The sequence below is a fragment of the Flavobacterium sp. genome (genome assembly GCF_047602195.1).
GTDB lineage: Bacteria > Bacteroidota > Bacteroidia > Flavobacteriales > Flavobacteriaceae > Flavobacterium.
Window position 1 is genome coordinate 2,421,118 of the sequence record NZ_JASGHW010000004.1, and the last position, 18,368, is coordinate 2,439,485.

14 protein-coding genes are annotated in these 18,368 nt (G+C 48.1%); 3 read left to right on the forward strand and 11 right to left on the reverse strand.

Translation table 11 applies throughout. The annotated features are described in order from the left end of the window. Positions 1 to 10: 10 nt before the first annotated feature. From QM717_RS16905 to QM717_RS16930, 6 genes are all read right to left on the reverse strand, one after another. Entirely contained in the window at positions 11 to 493 is a 483-nt protein-coding gene (locus QM717_RS16905) for an ABC transporter ATPase (RefSeq protein ID WP_415039251.1), read from the reverse strand. A gap of 63 nt (positions 494 to 556) precedes the next feature. Continuing rightward, positions 557 to 1,348 carry a (Fe-S)-binding protein gene (locus QM717_RS16910; RefSeq protein ID WP_415039253.1) on the reverse strand — a complete coding sequence of 264 codons (792 nt, stop codon included), beginning with the start codon at positions 1,346 to 1,348 and terminating at the stop codon, positions 557 to 559. 59 nt (positions 1,349 to 1,407) lie between these two features. Continuing rightward, positions 1,408 to 1,854 carry a phosphoheptose isomerase gene (locus QM717_RS16915; protein WP_415039254.1) on the reverse strand — a complete coding sequence of 149 codons (447 nt, stop codon included), beginning with the start codon at positions 1,852 to 1,854 and terminating at the stop codon, positions 1,408 to 1,410. Positions 1,855 to 1,932: 78 nt separating this feature from the next. After that, positions 1,933 to 3,264, reverse strand: a complete 1,332-nt coding sequence (locus QM717_RS16920; RefSeq protein ID WP_415039256.1) for a 4Fe-4S dicluster domain-containing protein — start codon at positions 3,262 to 3,264, stop codon at positions 1,933 to 1,935. 11 nt (positions 3,265 to 3,275) lie between these two features. Continuing rightward, positions 3,276 to 4,232: an MlaD family protein gene (locus tag QM717_RS16925; RefSeq protein WP_415039257.1), complete on the reverse strand. Its 957-nt coding sequence runs from the start codon at positions 4,230 to 4,232 to the stop codon at positions 3,276 to 3,278. Between the two features lie 46 nt (positions 4,233 to 4,278). Beyond that, a complete protein-coding gene (locus QM717_RS16930; protein ID WP_415039260.1) occupies positions 4,279 to 5,469 on the reverse strand; it encodes an N-acetylmuramoyl-L-alanine amidase family protein in 1,191 nt (396 codons plus the stop codon). Positions 5,470 to 5,524: 55 nt separating this feature from the next. Between QM717_RS16930 and QM717_RS16935 the strand changes: the two genes are divergently transcribed. Then, a complete protein-coding gene (locus QM717_RS16935) occupies positions 5,525 to 8,278 on the forward strand; it encodes a putative LPS assembly protein LptD (RefSeq protein ID WP_415039262.1) in 2,754 nt (917 codons plus the stop codon). Positions 8,279 to 8,349: 71 nt separating this feature from the next. Next, entirely contained in the window at positions 8,350 to 8,730 is a 381-nt protein-coding gene (locus QM717_RS16940) for a RidA family protein (protein WP_415039264.1), read from the forward strand. 202 nt (positions 8,731 to 8,932) lie between these two features. Here the strand turns inward: QM717_RS16940 and QM717_RS16945 are convergent, their stop codons facing one another. The 5 genes from QM717_RS16945 to QM717_RS16965 all read right to left on the reverse strand — a co-directional run bounded on the left by QM717_RS16945 (position 8,933) and on the right by QM717_RS16965 (position 17,241). Beyond that, a complete protein-coding gene (locus tag QM717_RS16945; RefSeq protein ID WP_415039266.1) occupies positions 8,933 to 9,301 on the reverse strand; it encodes a methylglyoxal synthase in 369 nt (122 codons plus the stop codon). Continuing rightward, complete coding sequence (locus QM717_RS16950) at positions 9,301 to 10,152, reverse strand: N-acetylglucosamine kinase (protein WP_415039267.1); 852 nt, start codon at positions 10,150 to 10,152, stop codon at positions 9,301 to 9,303. Before QM717_RS16950 ends, QM717_RS16945 begins: the two co-directional genes overlap by 1 nt. 231 nt (positions 10,153 to 10,383) lie before the next feature. Beyond that, on the reverse strand, positions 10,384 to 11,388 hold the full coding sequence (gene gap, locus QM717_RS16955; protein WP_415039269.1) for a type I glyceraldehyde-3-phosphate dehydrogenase: 1,005 nt from the start codon (positions 11,386 to 11,388) through the stop codon (positions 10,384 to 10,386). Between the two features lie 169 nt (positions 11,389 to 11,557). Continuing rightward, positions 11,558 to 12,544: a 6-phosphofructokinase gene (pfkA, locus tag QM717_RS16960; protein WP_415039271.1), complete on the reverse strand. Its 987-nt coding sequence runs from the start codon at positions 12,542 to 12,544 to the stop codon at positions 11,558 to 11,560. Between the two features lie 146 nt (positions 12,545 to 12,690). Beyond that, the gene (locus QM717_RS16965; RefSeq protein ID WP_415039273.1) at positions 12,691 to 17,241 is read right to left on the reverse strand and encodes a translocation/assembly module TamB domain-containing protein; all 4,551 of its coding nucleotides are present in this window, start codon (positions 17,239 to 17,241) and stop codon (positions 12,691 to 12,693) included. Positions 17,242 to 17,343: 102 nt separating this feature from the next. Here QM717_RS16965 and tsaD point away from each other — a divergent pair, with 102 nt between their 5' ends. Then, entirely contained in the window at positions 17,344 to 18,366 is a 1,023-nt protein-coding gene (gene tsaD / locus QM717_RS16970) for a tRNA (adenosine(37)-N6)-threonylcarbamoyltransferase complex transferase subunit TsaD (protein ID WP_415039274.1), read from the forward strand. The last annotated feature ends 2 nt before the right edge of the window (positions 18,367 to 18,368 follow it).

Below are 18,368 nucleotides of genomic sequence, written 5' to 3' on the forward strand. Positions count from 1 at the left end.
TAAACAGGGATTAAAAGAAGCGGCTGTGCCAACTGTCGGCGGCCGGGACTTCCCAGCTTTCATTCCATTCCTCAATCGTATTAACGAGATTGTTGAATACAATCGTATTTTCGGAAACGGCTTTGTCCTTGGCCATTTTCTTGAATTCGATGAGTGGCTTGTGTGCGACGTGTTCGCCTAGCTTGAACGTTACGTTCATTTTGTCGAGCAGATCCACGCCGTATTTTTGCTCCAGTCCTTGGATAAAACGCACCGAGGAATCAATCGAACAGCCCGTGGCCATTTGGTTTTCCTGGTTGACCGCCAAGATGACAAAGCGGTTGTATTTGAGTTGGTAAGAGGCTTCGAGTCCGGTTCCGTGTGCGGCCCATTCTTCAACAAAAGCTTGGGTCGCGGCATCAATTTCATTCATCTCATCGTCCGAAAACTTGCGGTTGGATTGGTAAATCCAGATGCGGGATTCGGGCGGTAAACTTTCAAAAGGAACGTACATTATTTTAATTTAAGATTTATGATTTCAGATTTCAGATTTCAGAATCTGAGTCTGGTGATTCTTTTACAGGTCTTGGGCGTTGGCTATCAATTCGGCCACGTCCATGACTTTGATTTCGGCTTCTTTTTCCTTGGCCTTGACCCCGTCGGTCATCATCGTATTGCAGAACGGACAGGCCGCCGCGATGATACTCGGTTGTGTTTCCAAAGCGTCTTCGGTGCGCTCGACGTTGACTTCCTTGTTTCCGGGTTCGGCGTCCTTGAACATTTGGGCACCGCCGGCACCGCAGCACAAACCGTTGGCACGCGAGCGTTTCATCTCGACGAGTTCGGCGTCGAGTTTGGCGATCAAATCGCGCGGCGCTTCATAGATGTTGTTGGCACGCCCCAGATAACATGGATCATGGAAGGTGATTTTCTTGCCTTTGAACTGGCCGCCTTCGATTGTCAATCGGCCTTCATCGAGCAAAGACTTCAGGAATTGCGTATGGTGGATTACTTCGTATTGGCCGCCCAATTGCGGGTATTCGTTCTTGAGCGTATTGAAACAATGCGGACAGGCCGTCACAATTTTCTTGGCCTCATAAGCGTTCAGCACCTCGATGTTCATCATCGCCTGCATCTGGAACAGGAACTCATTCCCTGCCCTTTTGGCCGGATCACCGGTACAGCTTTCCTCAGTTCCGAGTACGGCAAACGAGACATTGGCACGGTTCAAAATCTTGACAAATGCCTTGGTGATTTTCTTGGCACGGTCGTCGAAACTACCGGCACAGCCTACCCAAAATAAAACTTCGGGTTGCTGTCCTGTTGCCATCATTTCGGCCATGGTTGGCACAACTAAACTCTCTGACATATTCTATTTTTAAGTTGCAAAGTCATTCCGAAGCATCGGGGTAAAGTTGCAAAGTTTTGTTATTCGTGTTTGCCGTCGTCGAAAACCTGAATCGTCACTTCCTTTTCGACGAGGTCGGTAAATTTGCCGCGGTAACGCGTGGCCTTGACCAAATGGTTGTCGATCCAGTGGTAATTGCCGCCGCGCGGTTTGCCCATGACCATGCCGTGGTATTTGAAACCGTGTTGGGCGAGCCATCTTTCGGTGTATTCGCGGTGCGCTTCGGTCCTGGAGGTAAAGAAGAAGATGATGTGTCCTTCGTCATACCATTTGTTGAGCGTATGCAGCGCATCGGGGTAAACCTCTGCCGTGAGCATCCTTTCGGGTTCTTCGTTCGGAATGTCGTCACAAATTGTCCCGTCGATGTCGATCAGGTAATTCTTGATGCCTTCGGGCAAGATTGGGCTGATCTTTTTGCCGTTTTCCGTTGTCTCTTGTAAGTTGTCTTCAATTTCTTCCGTTTTCATTTCGTTTGGTTTCTAATTGTGCAATTAAAAACCCCCTTAAACTCACCTATAAGAGAATTTCAATTCCGTGTTAATCGTTTAATTTTCGTTTTTCCAGTTCAATCGGTCCTGCTGGCTGTACTGCCAAGGCGCGCCGTTGTTCTCGACATTGGTCATCATCGCGTTCAATGACATCGGTGCCGCACTTTGTTCCATCACGAGATAGCGCCTCATGTCTATGATGATGGATAACGGGCTGATGTTGACCGGGCATTCCTCAACGCAAGCGTTGCAAGACGTACACGCCCATAACTCCTCGGGCGTGATGTAATCGTTCAATAATGTTTTGTTGTCTGGGACGAACACGCCTTTGTTGGCGTCGATGTTCTTGCCGACTTCCTCCAATCGGTCGCGTGTGTCCATCATGATCTTGCGCGGGGACAATTTCTTGCCGGTGATGTTGGCCGGACAGGAAGACGTACACCTTCCGCACTCGGTGCAAGTATACGCGTTCATCAATTGCACCCAGTTCAAATCCTGTACGTCCTGTGCGCCGAATTTCTGTGGAACCGTATTTTCATCGGCTGGCGGTGCGGCGGCGAATGGATCGGCATTCGGGTCCATCATCAATTTGACTTCGTTGGTCACCGATTCGAGGTTGTCGAATTGTCCTTTCGGTTTCAAATCGGCATAGTACGTATTCGGGAATGCCAATAAAATATGGAGGTGTTTCGAAAAATACAGGTAATTGAGGAAAATCAAAATCCCGATGATGTGCAGCCACCAGATCGCGCGTTCGATCATCATGACCGCGCTTGGGTTCATGCCGTTGAACACCGGTTCGATGAATTGCGAAACCGGAAACGCCCCTGCCCTTTCATAATGTCTGAAACCGAGCAGTTGCAAATGGTAATCGGCGGCGTTCATGACCAAAAAGAAGGTCATTAAGATCACTTCGGAAAGCAAAATATAATTGGCGTCGCTTTTGGGCCAGCCCTTCAAATCGGAATGGATAAATCGCTTGAGCTTGATGATGTTGCGTCGGATCAAAAACACAATCACGGCAAACAAAACCAAAAAGGCCAGGATTTCAAACGACCCGATCAGGAAATCGTAGAAACCGCCCATGAATCCGAATAAACGGTGCGTGCCGAAAATTCCGTCGAGTACGATTTCGAGTACTTCGATGTTGATGATGATAAAGCCCACATACACGAAAATATGCAGGATCGCCGCCACCGGACGCTTGACCATTTTCGATTGTCCGAGTGCGACCATCGCCATGTTTTTCCAACGTGCCGAAGGATTGTCTGAACGATCGACATCGCGGCCCAGCTTGATGTTGCGCACGAGTTTCTTTACGTTGATTGCAAAATATCCGATGCCGAGGCTCAGGATAATTACAAAGAAAATATTGTCTAAGTAGCTCATAGGCTCCGAATTTATTTTTTAACCGTGTCGTTGACTGGCGCTACGTAAGGCTTGTTTTTCTTGCCGAACAGCGAAACGTTGACATAACGCGTCGGGTTCAAACGCACATCCTGCAACAACAGTTCGAGTTCGTTCGAGGCGGCGGTCAGTTCCTTATACAATTTGTCGTCTTTCATGAGTTTGCCCATTGTTCCATTCCCAGACTCGATGCCGGCGATGATCTTGTCGACATTGTTCAGGGTTTTTTGGAGGTTTTTGGCGGTCTTGCCCAAATCGGCTTTGTTGAGCGAATCTGAAATCGACGAGAAATCTTTCGAAACCTTGTTGAAATTGGTCACGATACCGTCGATTTTGGTTTTGTTGTTGTCTAAAATTCCGTTCAAACTGCCCGATGCTTTGTGGAATTCTTCCATTGTCACGCGCAGTTCGGCAATCGCTTTGCGCAGATTGGCTTTGGAATCTTTGTCGAGTACCTCATTGACGTTGCCCAGCAATTTATCGGCGCTGACCAAAACCTTGGTCAAATCTTCCTGCAACGGCGTCAGTTTTTCGCCTACGAGCGCGGTCAATCCGGGAATCGTTTTGCCGGGTAAGGTGGCACCCGATTCGGCAGGCGTTTTGTCTTCGTAATTCGGGATGATCTGGATTTGTTTTCCGGCAATCAAACCGGGTTCATACAAGGCGGCTACGCTCGATTTGGAAATCGGGAAATCGGATTTGATTTGCATCTCTACACGGATTTTCCCGAGTTGGTCCATGAATTCGATTTTATCCACTTTCCCAACGACAAGCCCGTTGATCGTTACCGGAGCCGAAGCCGTCAATCCTTCCACATTATCATATTGTACATAGAAAGTGCGGTAGTCAGACAGCAAATCGCGGCCTTTTAAAAAACTATACCCCCAGATGAACAACAAAATTGAGGAAATGACTAATATGGCGGTTTTAATTTCTCTGGTGATTTTCAAAATGCAGTATTTTTTACAAAATTAAGACAAATAGTTTGAATGGCGTTTATTTAAGCGCTTCTTGAATCGAGATTTTCTTTCCGTCGCGGAAGGCAATCAGGTAAGCGCCAGAATAACCTTTGGCTTTGGCTTCCTCTAAATTGCGTTTGGCGGTTTCATAATCAGAAGTGTTGCCGTACATGTATTTGTAGAGCGTTCCGTTATCGGTCGTGACAGAAATATTACTGAGTCCTTTGAAATTGGACGGTGTGGTTTCGATTTTTTTGGCCACGGCGGCGATCTGTACCTTGAAGATGGTGCCGCTTGCCGTTTGCTTCGCCTGTTCGCTATCGCTCGAGCCTTCCCTTGGCTCTGGCTTGACTTCCGGCTTGATGACGATGTCTTCTTTATCGGCAGAAGTATCTTTTACCGGGGTTTCTTTTACCTTTTTGGATGGTTTTTCTTCGCCCGGTTCATTGGCACCATTGCCAAAGTATTCCTTTTTGTAGCTGATGATGGCATTGGCGATGGCCTGTGCGGTTTCCTGTTGGCCGTCTTCCGAATCGAGGAAGGCACCTTCGGCCTGATTAGAAATGAATCCCATTTCAATCAGCACCCGCGGCATATAGGCTTTGTGCAGGACCATAAACGGCGCCTGCTTCACCCCGCGGCTTTTGCGTTCGTTGTCGCTCACAAAACGATCCTGGATTTTGCTGGCCAAGGCGATGCTGTTTTCGAGATATTCCTCCTGCATCAACGTCACGCCGATCATAGAACCGGGATTGTTCGGGTCGAAACCTTCGTATTTCTGCTTGTAATCTTTCTCGAGCGTGATTACGGCGTTCTCCGATTTTGCGACGGCAAGGTTCGAGGCGTTTTTATTGAGACCCATCACATAGGTTTCACAGCCATCGGCGGCAGTATTCTTATTGGCGTTGCAATGGATAGAGACGAAGATATTGGCATCGGCACGGTTGGCGATATTGGCCCGTTCGACGAGATCGATAAACACATCGGTCTTGCGGGTGTAGACGACTTCGATATTCGGGTTTTTCTCTAAAATCTTTCCCACCTTGAGCACGACGGCCAAGGCGATATTTTTTTCGATGTGTCCATGGTAAGTGGCGCCAAAATCGTGTGCGCCGTGACCGGCATCGAGCGCAACTTTGAATTTGGTACCGGATTGTCCATAGGAAGAAAACGCGGCCGCAAAAGAGATGATCAATAGTAAATACTTGATTTTAGGCAGCTTAAGCATAGTGGCAAATAAAGTTAATTTTAATAAAAACCTTCTGGTTTTAAAATTTATAAATATGTATTTTTGGTCCAAAATAATATGTAAGTTTGGCGCGTCAAAAATAAGCCTTATTTTTACAAAAATAGCATTAAAACCTTTGCAGACAAACTTATTTCATATCGTTTTATCAGCATTTTTCCTAACAATTGGAATCGGTAAAATTCATTCCCAGGAAATTAAAAATAAAACAAAAACCGAGTCTGCTAAAACCCAGCCCGATAGCATCGCCATCAGTCTCAAACAAGCCCAGGCCAAACTCGCCGATTCCATTCCTACCGACAGTGTCAAGGCCAAGAAGGCGGTCCTCGAAAGCAAAATCAGGTACAAGGCCCAGAAATATGCCAAGCTCAACCAAAAGGACAAGCTTATAACGCTATATGACAATGCCGAATTGTATTACCAGGACATTGAATTGAAAGCGGGATTGATTGTATTCAATTACGAAAAGAATGAAGTCTATGCCGGGCGCATCAAGGATTCGACCGGAACCCTGATCCAATATCCCGTTTTCAAGCAGGGCTCGAATGTGGTCGAACCCGATTCGATCCGCTTCAACTACAAGACCAAAAAGGCACTCATCTGGAATTCCCGAACCGACCAGGGCGAGTTCAAGATCAAGGCCGAGGTATCCAAACGCATCAACGATTCGGTGTATTTCCTCAAGGGCGCGCGTTTTACGACCGCCAAGGACATTGAAGATCCCGAATATTATTTCTATACCAACCGCATCAAATATGTCCCGAAGAAAAAAGTCGTCACGGGCCTGACCAATATGGTCATCGCCGATGTGCCGACCCCGATCGCCTTGCCTTTTGCCTTCTTCCCGATGACGACCGAAAACCAATCGGGACTCATCATCCCGACCTTTGGAGACAACCGCCAGCGCGGCTATTTCCTGCAGAACGGCGGGTATTATTTTTCATTGGGCGATCATTACGACCTGGCCGTTTTGGGCGATTATTACACCAATGGCAGTTACGCGATGCGATTCGAGTCTTCGTATGCCTGGCGTTACAAATTCAGGGGCAATGTCAATGTGCGTTTCGAAAACCTGATTACAAGTGAGCGCGGCCTACCCGATTATGAGCGCAACAAGATCTACAACATCCAATGGTCACACAGCCAGGACGCGAAAGCCAACCCCAATTCGCGGTTTTCGGCCTCGGTCAACCTGGGAAGCAGCCAGTACTTCAGGCAGTCGGTCAACAATTACAACATCGGCTCGCAGCTCAACAACACCATGAATTCCTCGATCACGTACAGCAAGACATTCAATACCGTACCGCAGGTCATGTTTACGCTCGGTGCCACGCATGCCCAGAACACAAACACCGAGGAAATCAGCATGACTTTGCCGTCGCTACAGGCGAGTGTCGACCGGGTCTATCCGTTTGTGGGCAAAAACGGCGTCAAGAAAGGGGCCTTGAAAAACATCAACCTCCAGTACAACTTGCGCGGGGAAAACCGTTTCAACACCAAAGATTCTTTGTTCTTCAAGTCGGAAATGTTCAAGGATGCCAAAACGGCGATGCAACACAGTATTCCATTGAGCACCAATTTTAAGATCTTCAAATATTTCAGCGCCACTTCCTCGGTCAATTACGAAGAAGTCTGGTACCTCAAAACCATCCGGAAATCCTACGATTTTGCCAGGGCGAAAGACACCGTGGTCGAAGTCGACGGATTCGATGCCTACCGTACCTATTCGTTTTCGTCGAGTTTGGGAACCACGATTTACGGGACGTTTAAATTTGGCGACGACAAGAAGATCCAAGCCATCCGACACGTCATGCGTCCTTCGGTCTCGTACAGCTACATGCCGAGTTTCGAAAAGTATTACGACACTTACGCCTCCGATGCCAGCGGACGCATGGAACTCAGAGAATACACACGTTTCGAAGGCGGCATCTACGGCGCGCCCGGAAAAGTCAATTCCAGCAGCGTCGGTTTCAGCCTCAGCAATACGTTCGAGGCCAAGGTCACCGACCGCGACAGCACCAAAACCGAACCCAAGAAGGTCATGTTGCTCAACAACCTGAACTTTTCAACGAGTTACAGCCTGACCGCGGATTCGCTTAAATGGGCGCCTTTGCGCGTGAGCGGCGGAACCAATTTGTTCAAGGACAAGATGAACATCAACTTCGGTATGACGCTCGATCCGTATGCGATCGACAACAACGGCAAGCGTTTCGAAAAATTCAACATCGACAACGGCGGTAGCCTTTTCCGCATGACGAGCGCCAACATGACGATCAACTACTCGATATCAAGCCGCGATGGCGGTGACAAAAAGGAAAACAAGCAAGGGCTCCGGAATGGTGGACGCGATGACGATTTGTTTGGTACGAACACCGATTTCAGCGACCGCCGCGAAAGCCAATTCGATGAAGAAGATGAAACAGATGACGACAAATTCTCTGGTTTTTTCAATGCCGAGCTGCCCTGGGACATGACTTTTGCCTACCAACTCACCTACAGCAACAACAGCCGCGAAAAGGAAATCACAGGAAACTCCTTGATGGTTTCGATCAACACCGACCTGACGCCGCGCTGGAAAGCCGGGGTTTCTACCGGTTACGACTTTGTCAACAAAGGGGTTACCTTTACCCAATTCCGTTTCGAACGCGATTTGCTGAGCTGGCGCATGGATTTCAACTGGGTGCCTTATGGAACGACGGCAAGCTGGAATTTCTTTATCGGCATCAAGTCGGGAGTGCTGAGCGACATCAAGTGGGACAAGCGTTCGCTTCCGGATAGAACCTTGAGGTAAAATTGTTGGCAAAGTTTATTGCTTAAAAAGCCTTGAATCTTTGTAACTTTGATAAGTCACAACTTTTAATCATGAAAAAAATCATCCACACCGACAAAGCGCCTGCACCAATCGGGCCTTACAGCCAAGCCGTATTATTCGGCAACACCTTGTATACCTCCGGGCAAATTGCCATCGTTCCCGAAACCGCGCACCTCGTGGTGACCAATGTCGAGGACGAGGCCAAACAAGTCATGAAGAACCTTGCCGCCGTACTCGAAGCTGCCGGCATGACATTCGAAAACGTCGTCAAGACCACCATTTTCCTGACCGATATGGCCGATTTTGCCAAAGTCAACGAAATTTACGGCAGCCATTTCGATGAAGCCACCGCACCTGCACGCGAAACTGTTGAAGTGGCGGGTTTGCCCAAAGGGGTAAATGTTGAGATTTCGATGATTGCGATGAAGTAGTTTTTAAGGAGCAGTTTCCCGCTTTCGCCTTTATCTTTTGCTTCGTAAATTCAGCAAAAGGATACCGGCTCACACGAGCGAAGCAATTGCCGAAGGAATCGGGGCTAGTTCAATACGAAACCAAAAGGAACTTCCGTCAAAAACTTTTGATATCCTAACAAAGGAATAAGAAATAAAAAAGTCCGGCGAAAACCGGACTTTTTTATTTAGAAATAGCGTTAAGCAATAACTGCGCCGTCGCTTCATTGGTCGCCAGCGGTACATTGTGTACATCGCAAACCCGGATCAACATATTGATGTCAACTTCGTGCGCATGGCTCGAATTGGGATCTTTGAAAAACAGCACCATTTTGGTTTTGCCTTCGGCGACGCGTGCGGCAATCTGGGCATCGCCGCCCATGGGGCCCGATAACATCTTCTTGACCTTGAAACCCGCATTTTCGGCTTTGCTGCCCGTGGTTCCGGTCGCAATCAGCTTGATGTGTTCGTGGAGCAGCAAGTGCTTGTTCCGGTTCAGGAATTGCACCATATCTGCTTTCATCTGGTCGTGTGCGATGAGCGCGATTTCCATTATTTATTGATCGAATGGTATTGGATGAGTCCGTCGATCGGTCTCCTGAGCACATTGCCGATTTTGATGCCGTGCGCGCTGAGCACTTGCTCGAGTTCGTCCTTGAGGTAAAACGCAATCGAACCGATGAAATGCACCGGCACTTCCTTGTGGTTGTCGTATTGCTTGATGTACAATTCGGTGAAATCCTCCATACAGTTCTTGATGATTTTCTGGCAAAATTCGTGGTCCTTGTGTTGGATCAGGAATTTGGCAAAAGTCGCCAAATAGGCATTGGGATTGGGTTCCTTGTACAAATTGTGCTTGATCGTATCGGCGTTCAAGTCGTAGGCTTTCTCAAATTGGGTTGCCAAATCTTGTGGCATTTTGTTGAAATAATACCCGCGGATCAAATGGCGCCCGAATTGGTTGCCCGAACAATCATCCATGGCAATATAACCCAGCGAATCTACCTTTTGGTGCAAGACCGCGCCGTCAAAATAACTGCAATTTGAACCCGTCCCCAGGATCGCGACGATGGCCTTCTCGCCTCTTGGTGTGGTCGCATAGACGGCGGCGTAAGTGTCTTCGTGTACCGACACAATCGCGTTTGGGAAATATTCCTGGAAAATACCCGTCAGGAAGTTGCGCATGCGTTCGGTGCCGCAGCCCGCGCCATAGAAATACAAATGCGTGACGCTTTTCTTGTTGTGGGAAATATCGAATTTGTCGTTGAGACGCGTAACGACTTCGTCCTTGCCGAGTACTTCGGGATTTAATCCCAAAGATTGCGTGGTAAACAATACTTTGCCGTTTTCGTCGATCGAAATCCAGTCGGCTTTGGTGGAACCGCTATCTACGAGTAGTTTCATTTGGTTTGGTTGATTAGATAATTGGTCAATTAGAAAATTAGAAAATGACTTCCAGAACGCATCAACAATTATCTAATTTTCTAATTATCTAATTGACACATTCTAGCCCCGATTGCAGCGGCATCCTTTTGCGGAGTTTACGCAGCAAAAGATAGAGCGGAAAGCGGGAAATGGCTTCAAAAATATAAAAATAAAAATCCCGTCAAATGAATAACGGGACTTTTTTGCAGCTTATTTTAACCCGGCTGCGTGTACGGCCAAATCGATGAGTTTGCTGGAATAACCATATTCGTTGTCGTACCAGGAAACGATTTTGAAAAACGTGGAGTTGAGTCCGATTCCGGCTTTTGCATCGATGATCGAGGTGCGTGTGTCGGACACGAAATCCTGTGACACTACATCGTCTTCGGTGTAGCCGATGATGCCTTTGTAATCGGTTTCAGATGCCGTTTTGAGCACTTTCATGATTTCGTCGTAAGTCGTTTCTTTGGCGACTTTCACGGTCATGTCGACTACAGAAACATCGGCAACGGGAACGCGCAACGACATTCCGGTCAATTTTCCGGTCAATTCCGGGATGACTTTGGTCACGGCTTTCGCCGCACCGGTCGATGCCGGGATGATGTTGTTCAAAGCCGAACGGCCGCCACGGAAATCTTTTCTAGACGGACCATCAACGGTCAATTGTGTCGCGGTTGTTGCGTGAACCGTCGTCATCAAACCTTCGACGATGCCGAAATGGTCGTGGATGACTTTGGCCAATGGCGCAAGACAGTTCGTGGTACAAGACGCGTTCGATACGATGGTGTCGGCTGCGGTCATTTTTTGGTGGTTGACCCCCATGACGAACATCGGGGCATCGTTGGATGGCGCGGAAATGATCACTTTCTTCGCGCCGCCTTTGATGTGCGCCTGTGCTTTTTCGAGGTCGGTAAAAATTCCGGTACAATCGGCTACGACTTCGGCTCCGACTTCGTCCCATTTGAGGACCGATGGATCTTTCTCGGCAGTGACGCGGATGAGTTTGTCGTTGACGTACAATTTGCCGTCTTTGACTTCGACGCTTCCTTTGAAACGGCCGTGAACCGAATCGTATTTGAGCAGGTAAGCCAAATGATCTACGTCGAGCAAATCGTTGATGGCTACGACTTCTACATTATCCCTGTTGATGGTTTCGCGGAAGACAATGCGTCCAATCCTTCCGAAACCGTTGATTCCTAATTTAACTTTTGACATTGGTATTTGATTTTGAATGTGAAATTGGGGAGATGAAATGCCTCACGATCAAATTCCTAATTTCTGGTTATTTGTTTTTATTTGTTTAATCGTTTGATCGGTTAATCGTTTAACCGATTGTTCTAAGGATGTTCCGATTAACCGATTAAACAGTTAACCGATTCAACCTTTAGGTAGACATGATGTCGGAAACGCGCAGCAATTCGCGGTCGATTTCGGTATGTCCCTTGATGGCTTGTTCGAGTGGTGTTAGCGTAATCTTGTCGTTGAGCAATCCCACCATGTAATTCGATTTGCCCTCGAGGATGGATTCTACGGCCTTTACACCAAGACGACTCGCGAGCACACGGTCGAAACACGATGGCGAACCGCCGCGCTGCATGTGGCCGAGTACCGAAACACGCACATCGTATTCGGGCATGTTGCTTTCGACATAATCCTTGAGTTCGAAGACGTTCTTTCCGATTTTATCGCCTTCGGCTATGACAACAATGCTGGAGGATTTTCCGGATGCCTTGGATTTTTTGAGTGATTCGAGCAAGCGTTCGAGTCCGAGGTCTTCTTCGGGAATCAAGATTTCCTCTGCTCCCGCACCGATTCCGGCATTGAGTGCAATGTGTCCGGCGTCGCGGCCCATGACCTCGACAAAGAACAATCGGTTGTGTGAAGAAGCGGTATCGCGGATTTTATCGATCACGTCAATGACCGTGTTGAGTGCGGTATCGTAGCCCAAAGTGTGGCTCGTTCCGAAAATATCGTTGTCAATCGTTCCCGGAATGCCCATTACCGGAAATCCGTATTCTTTGTTGAAGACTTCGGCTCCGGTGAAACTACCGTCCCCGCCGATCACGACGAGCGCATCTACACCGGCTTTGGCCAAGTGGTCGTGGGCTTTTTTACGGCCTTCGGGTGTCATGAATTCTTTGGAACGGGCAGATTTGAGAATGGTTCCGCCTTTGTTGACGATGTTGTTGACGCTTCGTGGTCCCATTTCCTTGAAATCACCTTCGATCATTCCTTGGTAACCGCGGTAAATGCCAATGCATTCAAGGTTATGGTAAGCGCAGGTCCTGACGACAGAACGGATGGCTGCATTCATTCCCGGAGAGTCGCCGCCGGAGGTCAGCACGCCAATTTTTTTTATTGTTTTTGACATTTATTTTACAATTAAAATGTAAATTTAGCAAACATCAATCACTTTTGAACCAAGGTTTTTAAGACTTTAGCAAAATATTAGAATTTCAAACGTTTTCGTTGATAAGTTTTGACTTTTTGCAGCGGATCGGCCGAAAAATAAAGGGATTAGTCCTCCGTAGGAATGGCTTCGGCGTCTTTCTTGAGTTCTTCCTTCTGCTCCTCTTTTTCCTTTTTTGTTTCCTTCTCGAAATCAATATAATTGGGCGCTTCCGAATCGGGAACCACCAGCACCGGCGTTTTCTCGACCCCGATTTTCTGGCTCTTGAAGATTTTATTGACGAGCTGGGCAAACGTATTGAAATCGACTTCATAATTGATACCGATGCCCTGCGTATAGCCGATGCCTTCCCCGATGTAGTTGATGTCGTTCTCGCGGTTGAACACGCGCAGGTTCATCGTTCCGTCTTCGTTGACGCGGTATTGCACCTCTACATTCCCGACTACGGCCGATTCGTTGATGCCGCCCACCGGAACCCCTAGTTTTCCATTGATCGTAATTCTTTCGCTGACTTTTGTGGAAACGGTCACCCCTACGCGCCCATCCGATTCGCGGCCCGGCGTACGATCGACGCCCACGAGGTCGAGTCCGAAATTGATCTTGTCGCCTTCATCCTTGAATACGTTACCAAAAATATCACTGGCTTTTTCGTACAGGTTGTTCGCGATCGACGATTGGTTGACGCCTTCCTCGCTCAGGAAACTGCCCGTAGAAAGTAAAATCAATGCCTGTTTCTGGCGTACATCCTTGTCGTCGAGTTTGGTCTGGATTTCCGATTTGAGCACCGAGCTCACCGTCGGGAAATTGATGTCGAAATTGGGTTCCGGATTGCTCAGGTTGCCCTTGAGCCCGATGACGACTTCCACCGGCACTTTCTTGTTGAACGAGGCATTTTCGAGCAGCAACGCCGGATTGGCCTGCGTCGTGTATACTGCTTCAAGGTTCAAGACTGCACGCATCGGGTCGCCTTCCCAGGTGATCGAACCGCCTTTCTTGACATCGAATTTTTTGTTGATGAGTCCGCCGTAACGGAAATTATACGTTCCCTCATACGCCTGGAAATCCCCCCACATGTTGAACTTCCCGAGTGTGTTGATCTTGAACAGCAAAGACCCGAAACCTTTGCCTTTCATGCCGTGGCCTGAATTTCTATCCAAAATAACTTCGATATCGGCGTCTGGCGTGATGTCGAAGTCGAACTCGAGCTCCAATCCGTTGTAATCGCGTTTCTCGACAATGCCTTTCTTGAGGTTGTATTTCTCGGTTGCCGAAATGAAATGGATGTAATTGCTGTCGCCCGTACCCTCGGCATCGTTGATCGGAATCTTGATGTGCGTGCCTTTTTCCGATTTTGCATCGACCTTAATAAATAAGGCATCCGTCGGGCCTTTGATCGAAGCCGAGCCATTGATGAACGCTGTCCCGAAATAAGCCGCATCTTCGCTGTCCTTGGTGTTCAACGCCAACAAGCGGTTCGAATCGATCGTCAAATCGAGTTTCCAGTCTCCAAAATTATTGTGCTCGATATGGCCATACAGACGGCCTTCGGTACCGAACTCGGTATCTTTGATCGTCACGTTGCGGATCAAGAAACGTTTTTCCGTTACGTCGACAATCGCGCCCCTTTCGATTTCATAGTCGGTGTTCAAATACGGCACGCCCATCCCGGCTTCCTTGAGAAACAATCGGCCGTTGATTTCGAGATCCTCGGCCGAACCACCAATGTTGGCACGACCCGAAGCAAATCCGCGGATGTTAGACAATACGCCGCGCCCAAGCGAACTGAGCACGCCCAGGTTGAAATCGTCGAAATTCAAATCGAGGTCGAGATTGGTTTTCTTGTCGGTCACTTCCACCGTACCCTGCGCCGTAAACGATTCGACGTTCTTGTTTTCGATGTTCGAATTGACGACAAATTTGCTCAGGCTCTCGTCGCCCGCAATCGTGAGGTTCATCGTGCCCAAATCGACGGCGTTGAGTTTGAGGTTTTCGATCTTTATTTTAGAGGTCGGCTGGTAGATTGCATTGTTTTCGCGGAAATTGACCACGCCGTTCATGTTTCCGGCAATCGCAAACCGGTCGAGCGAAGGCAGCAATTTATCGAGTTCGACATCGGTAAACCGTAGCATGAGGTCTTTGTTGGTCTTGCCGTTGATCGTGCCGTCGAATTCGATTTTCTGCTGCTCGTGCGACATCACGATGTTGTCGATCGTAAAATTCTTGAGCGCCTTGTCGAACACCACTTTGTTGTCGTCGGTGTCGTTTTCGTTGATGTGCCACAGGTAATCGCGGAACTTGAGCTCCGATTTCTGGATGCCCACAATGCTCTGCTTTTCCTTGTTGATGGTATGGTACAGGTTTAAATTGTAGTAATCCTGCGCCTGGTTGCCGCCCTTGAATTCCGAACGCAGGAACAAGGTATCCTTGGTCGTGACGTTGATCAGGCTGAAATCCTGGATCTTGTATTGCTTGGTCTTGATGCTGTCGAGCGCGATGTAGGCGTTGAACAGCGGGTTCTTGTTGTCGATGTCCACGCGGATGTTGTCGAACGAATTGTCAAAAGCCGTGACCTTTGGCGATCGGAAATTGAGCTTGAAATCGTCGTCATCCGAATTGATGCTGCCCTTGAAGTTCGTATTCTCTGCAATCGAAATCCCGGGGTAAAAAATCGAGAAAATCTTGTTGTAGACCGTAAAATTGAATTTGAGGAACTGGCCTTTCTTGACCTTGTTCGGCGAGTAATTCGCATACAGGCTGCCCAGTGAATTCTCGACCATCTTGCGCAACTGCCCGAATTCGAATTTGCCGACGATTTTTCCGTCGATGATGTCGGGCGAATTGACGGTAATGGTCCTGATGCGGTCGGCATCAAAAGTCGAACTCACGACAAAATCGTCAAAATAATAGGTGTCCTTTGAATTTTGGTAAGACGTCTGGTTGATGTAGACATTGCCTTGCAGGTTGTCGAGCGAGTTGCCCGAAATCTTCATCACGACATCGCCCTTGAAAATCGACACCGAATCCTTGACAAACTTGAGTTTGCTCAAATTCGCATAATCGACCTTGGTGTGGAAATCATAGGCGTATTCCTTTTTGCTGAAGTTGACCTGACCCTCGAAATCCATGAACAGGTTCGGATCGTTGACGTACACCTCGCCCTTGAAGAACGGTTTCTTGAAACTGCCGTCGACCACGATGCGCGAATACGTGTAGTTGTTGTAATGGATTTTGTGGATGTCGCCCGAAAATTTGGTATCGAGGTATTGTTCGGTAAAGCCTTTGCCATCGACATCTACGTTGAGTGAAACCTTGCCGATGTCTTTGCGGTCGAGGAAATTCCCCAAATCGAAATCGTCCATGATGACCGTTCCGACGTAGGTCGCGTTGTCGATGTTGTCGATATCGGTCATCGTCAGGTTCGACTTGATGTTGCCCAAAACGGTACGCAAAAAGAAATCGGTGTCGATGGTCTTGGCCGTAATCTCGGCGGTTCCGGTTAAATTAAAATCCCCGAGTTTGGAAAGCGAAGACGGTAATTTTTTCCCCAATACATTCGGAAGCAAAGCCGTCAAGTCTTTATAATTCGACGAAACACGCGAAAAATTCCCGTTCATGTAGAAATATTGCTGCTGTTCTTCCTTTCCGAAAAGGTTCTTGAAATTGACGTTGCCCACGATCTGCGAGCCACGCGCATCGACGAGCCGCAGTTTGGTTGCCGTCAAATCGTTGAGCGTCCCGGTCACATGCGAACGCAACTTGAAAGTGTTGTTCTTGCCGAGTTCCTTGTAAAAATGGCGGATGTCGTTGGTGGCCAAAACCGCATCGTCCACACGGATATCGAACTGCACCTTGTTGTTGAAATCGGCGAAATCCTTGCGGTTGTAGCGCAGGATGGCTTTTCCCTTGAAGTAAGATTCATCGGTCAGCAAATCGAGGTTTTCGAGCTTGATGTTTTTCTTGGTATAGGTAAATTGAGAAGCCAGGTTCTTGACATACAGTCCGCGGTGGTCGAGCAAGGCCATCTTTTGGATGTCCATTGTCACATCGGGGCCGTAAATCTTGAAGTGGGCAATTTCCGAGTTGATTTTCCTGAAATCGACATCGACCGGGTTCGGACGGTTCATGTCGCGCATGATGAAACGGCTGTTCGTGAAATAGGCTTTCTGGGCCTTCATGAGGAATTTCTTGCCCGAAGAAGGTTCATCGGAGTCGAACAAAGCCACAAACCGGTCGAGGTTCGTGTCGCCTTCGTTTTTGTACTGCTTGAGGTTAAAAACCAGTCCGTCGAGCCGAATCGTACCGAACAGCAAATCGCCGTTGATCATCTGGTTCAGGTCGAGAATGTTCGTCTTGATGCGATTGGCATAAATGAGCGTATCCTTGTGGTGGTCGCGGATCATGACCTTCTTGAGCTTAACGCCGCCAAAGAACGTGATGGCCACCTGCTCTACCTTGATGTCGGTCTTGAAATCGGAATTGATGCGGTCGGTCGCGTATTCAGCAATGTAAGTCTGTACCGACGGCAACGACAACGCAATGGCCAGTCCCAGCAATAACAGGATCAGCGCCAGCAGTGTGCGCAATATGATTTTCCTGATTTTCCTGCCGGTCGAAGTTTTCTTCTTTTTTTCCTCTGGCGATGTCTGCTGCTGTTCCAAAAATATTTTGCCTCCCTAAAGGCCGGTACCTTTATAAAAATTCTTTAATTTTGTACGCTTCGAAATGTTCGTCAAATATAATCCAAAATTTCCTGCTATTTTATGCAAAACCGCCCAGTTTTTATATTGGCCATCGAAAGTTCCTGCGACGATACCGCTGCGGCTGTCCTAAAGAACGACAAAGTGCTGTCGAATGTTGTGGCCAACCAGGCGATTCACGGCGAATACGGCGGCGTCATCCCCGAATTGGCTTCGCGTGCGCACCAGCAAAATATTGTGCCCGTGATTGATGCGGCGCTCAAAAGGGCCAATGTCCAAAAAGAAGATTTATCGGCGATTGCCTTTACGCAAGGTCCGGGACTCATGGGTTCGTTGCTCGTGGGCAGTTCGTTTGCCAAATCGTTGTCGCTCGCGCTCGGTGTACCGCTGATTGCCGTCAACCACATGCAGGCGCACATCCTGGCGCATTTCATCGATGAGGAAAATTTCGACAAACCCGAATTCCCGTTCATTGCGCTCACGATTTCGGGCGGACACACACAAGTCGTCAAAGTCAACGATTATTTCGATATGGAAATCATCGGGGAAACGACCGATGATGCCGTGGGCGAAGCATTCGACAAAAGTGCCAAAATCCTCGGATTGCCTTATCCGGGCGGTCCATTGATCGACAAATACGCCCAACTCGGCAACCCGAAGGCATTTGCTTTCACCAAACCGAAAGTGCCCGGACTTGATTTCAGCTTCAGCGGACTCAAGACCGCAATTTTGTATTTTATCAAAAAGAATGTAGCCGAAAATCCGAATTTCATTGAAGAAAACCGCGACGACATCTGTGCGTCGATTCAACATACGATCATCGAGATCCTGATGGACAAAATCAAAATGGCCGTCGAACAGACCGGCATCAAACAGATTGCGATCGGTGGCGGCGTGTCGGCCAATTCCGGAATCAGAAAAACATTGAAAGAAGCCGAATCGAAATACGGCTGGAAAACCTATATCCCGAAATTCGAATACACGACCGACAATGCGGCGATGATCGGTATCGTCGGTTACCAGAAATTCCTAAGCGAAAATTTCGAAAAATCGGATGTGGTTTCCAAAGCCCGAATCGCGTTCTGACC

Bases quoted from the DNA above. Each gene is read 5' to 3' on its own strand.
- QM717_RS16910 (WP_415039253.1), bottom strand. From the start codon at position 1,348: ATGTCAGAGAGTTTAGTTGTGCCAACCATGGCCGAAATGATGGCAACA.
- QM717_RS16950 (WP_415039267.1), bottom strand. From the start codon at position 10,152: ATGAAACTACTCGTAGATAGCGGTTCCACCAAAGCCGACTGGATTTCG.
- QM717_RS16920 (WP_415039256.1), bottom strand. From the start codon at position 3,264: ATGAGCTACTTAGACAATATTTTCTTTGTAATTATCCTGAGCCTCGGC.
- QM717_RS16935 (WP_415039262.1), top strand. From the start codon at position 5,525: ATGTATTTTTGGTCCAAAATAATATGTAAGTTTGGCGCGTCAAAAATA.
- tsaD (WP_415039274.1), top strand. From the start codon at position 17,344: ATGCAAAACCGCCCAGTTTTTATATTGGCCATCGAAAGTTCCTGCGAC.
- gap (WP_415039269.1), bottom strand. From the start codon at position 11,388: ATGTCAAAAGTTAAATTAGGAATCAACGGTTTCGGAAGGATTGGACGC.
- pfkA (WP_415039271.1), bottom strand. From the start codon at position 12,544: ATGTCAAAAACAATAAAAAAAATTGGCGTGCTGACCTCCGGCGGCGAC.
- QM717_RS16905 (WP_415039251.1), bottom strand. From the start codon at position 493: ATGTACGTTCCTTTTGAAAGTTTACCGCCCGAATCCCGCATCTGGATT.
- QM717_RS16915 (WP_415039254.1), bottom strand. From the start codon at position 1,854: ATGAAAACGGAAGAAATTGAAGACAACTTACAAGAGACAACGGAAAAC.
- QM717_RS16940 (WP_415039264.1), top strand. From the start codon at position 8,350: ATGAAAAAAATCATCCACACCGACAAAGCGCCTGCACCAATCGGGCCT.
- QM717_RS16930 (WP_415039260.1), bottom strand. From the start codon at position 5,469: ATGCTTAAGCTGCCTAAAATCAAGTATTTACTATTGATCATCTCTTTT.
- QM717_RS16945 (WP_415039266.1), bottom strand. From the start codon at position 9,301: ATGGAAATCGCGCTCATCGCACACGACCAGATGAAAGCAGATATGGTG.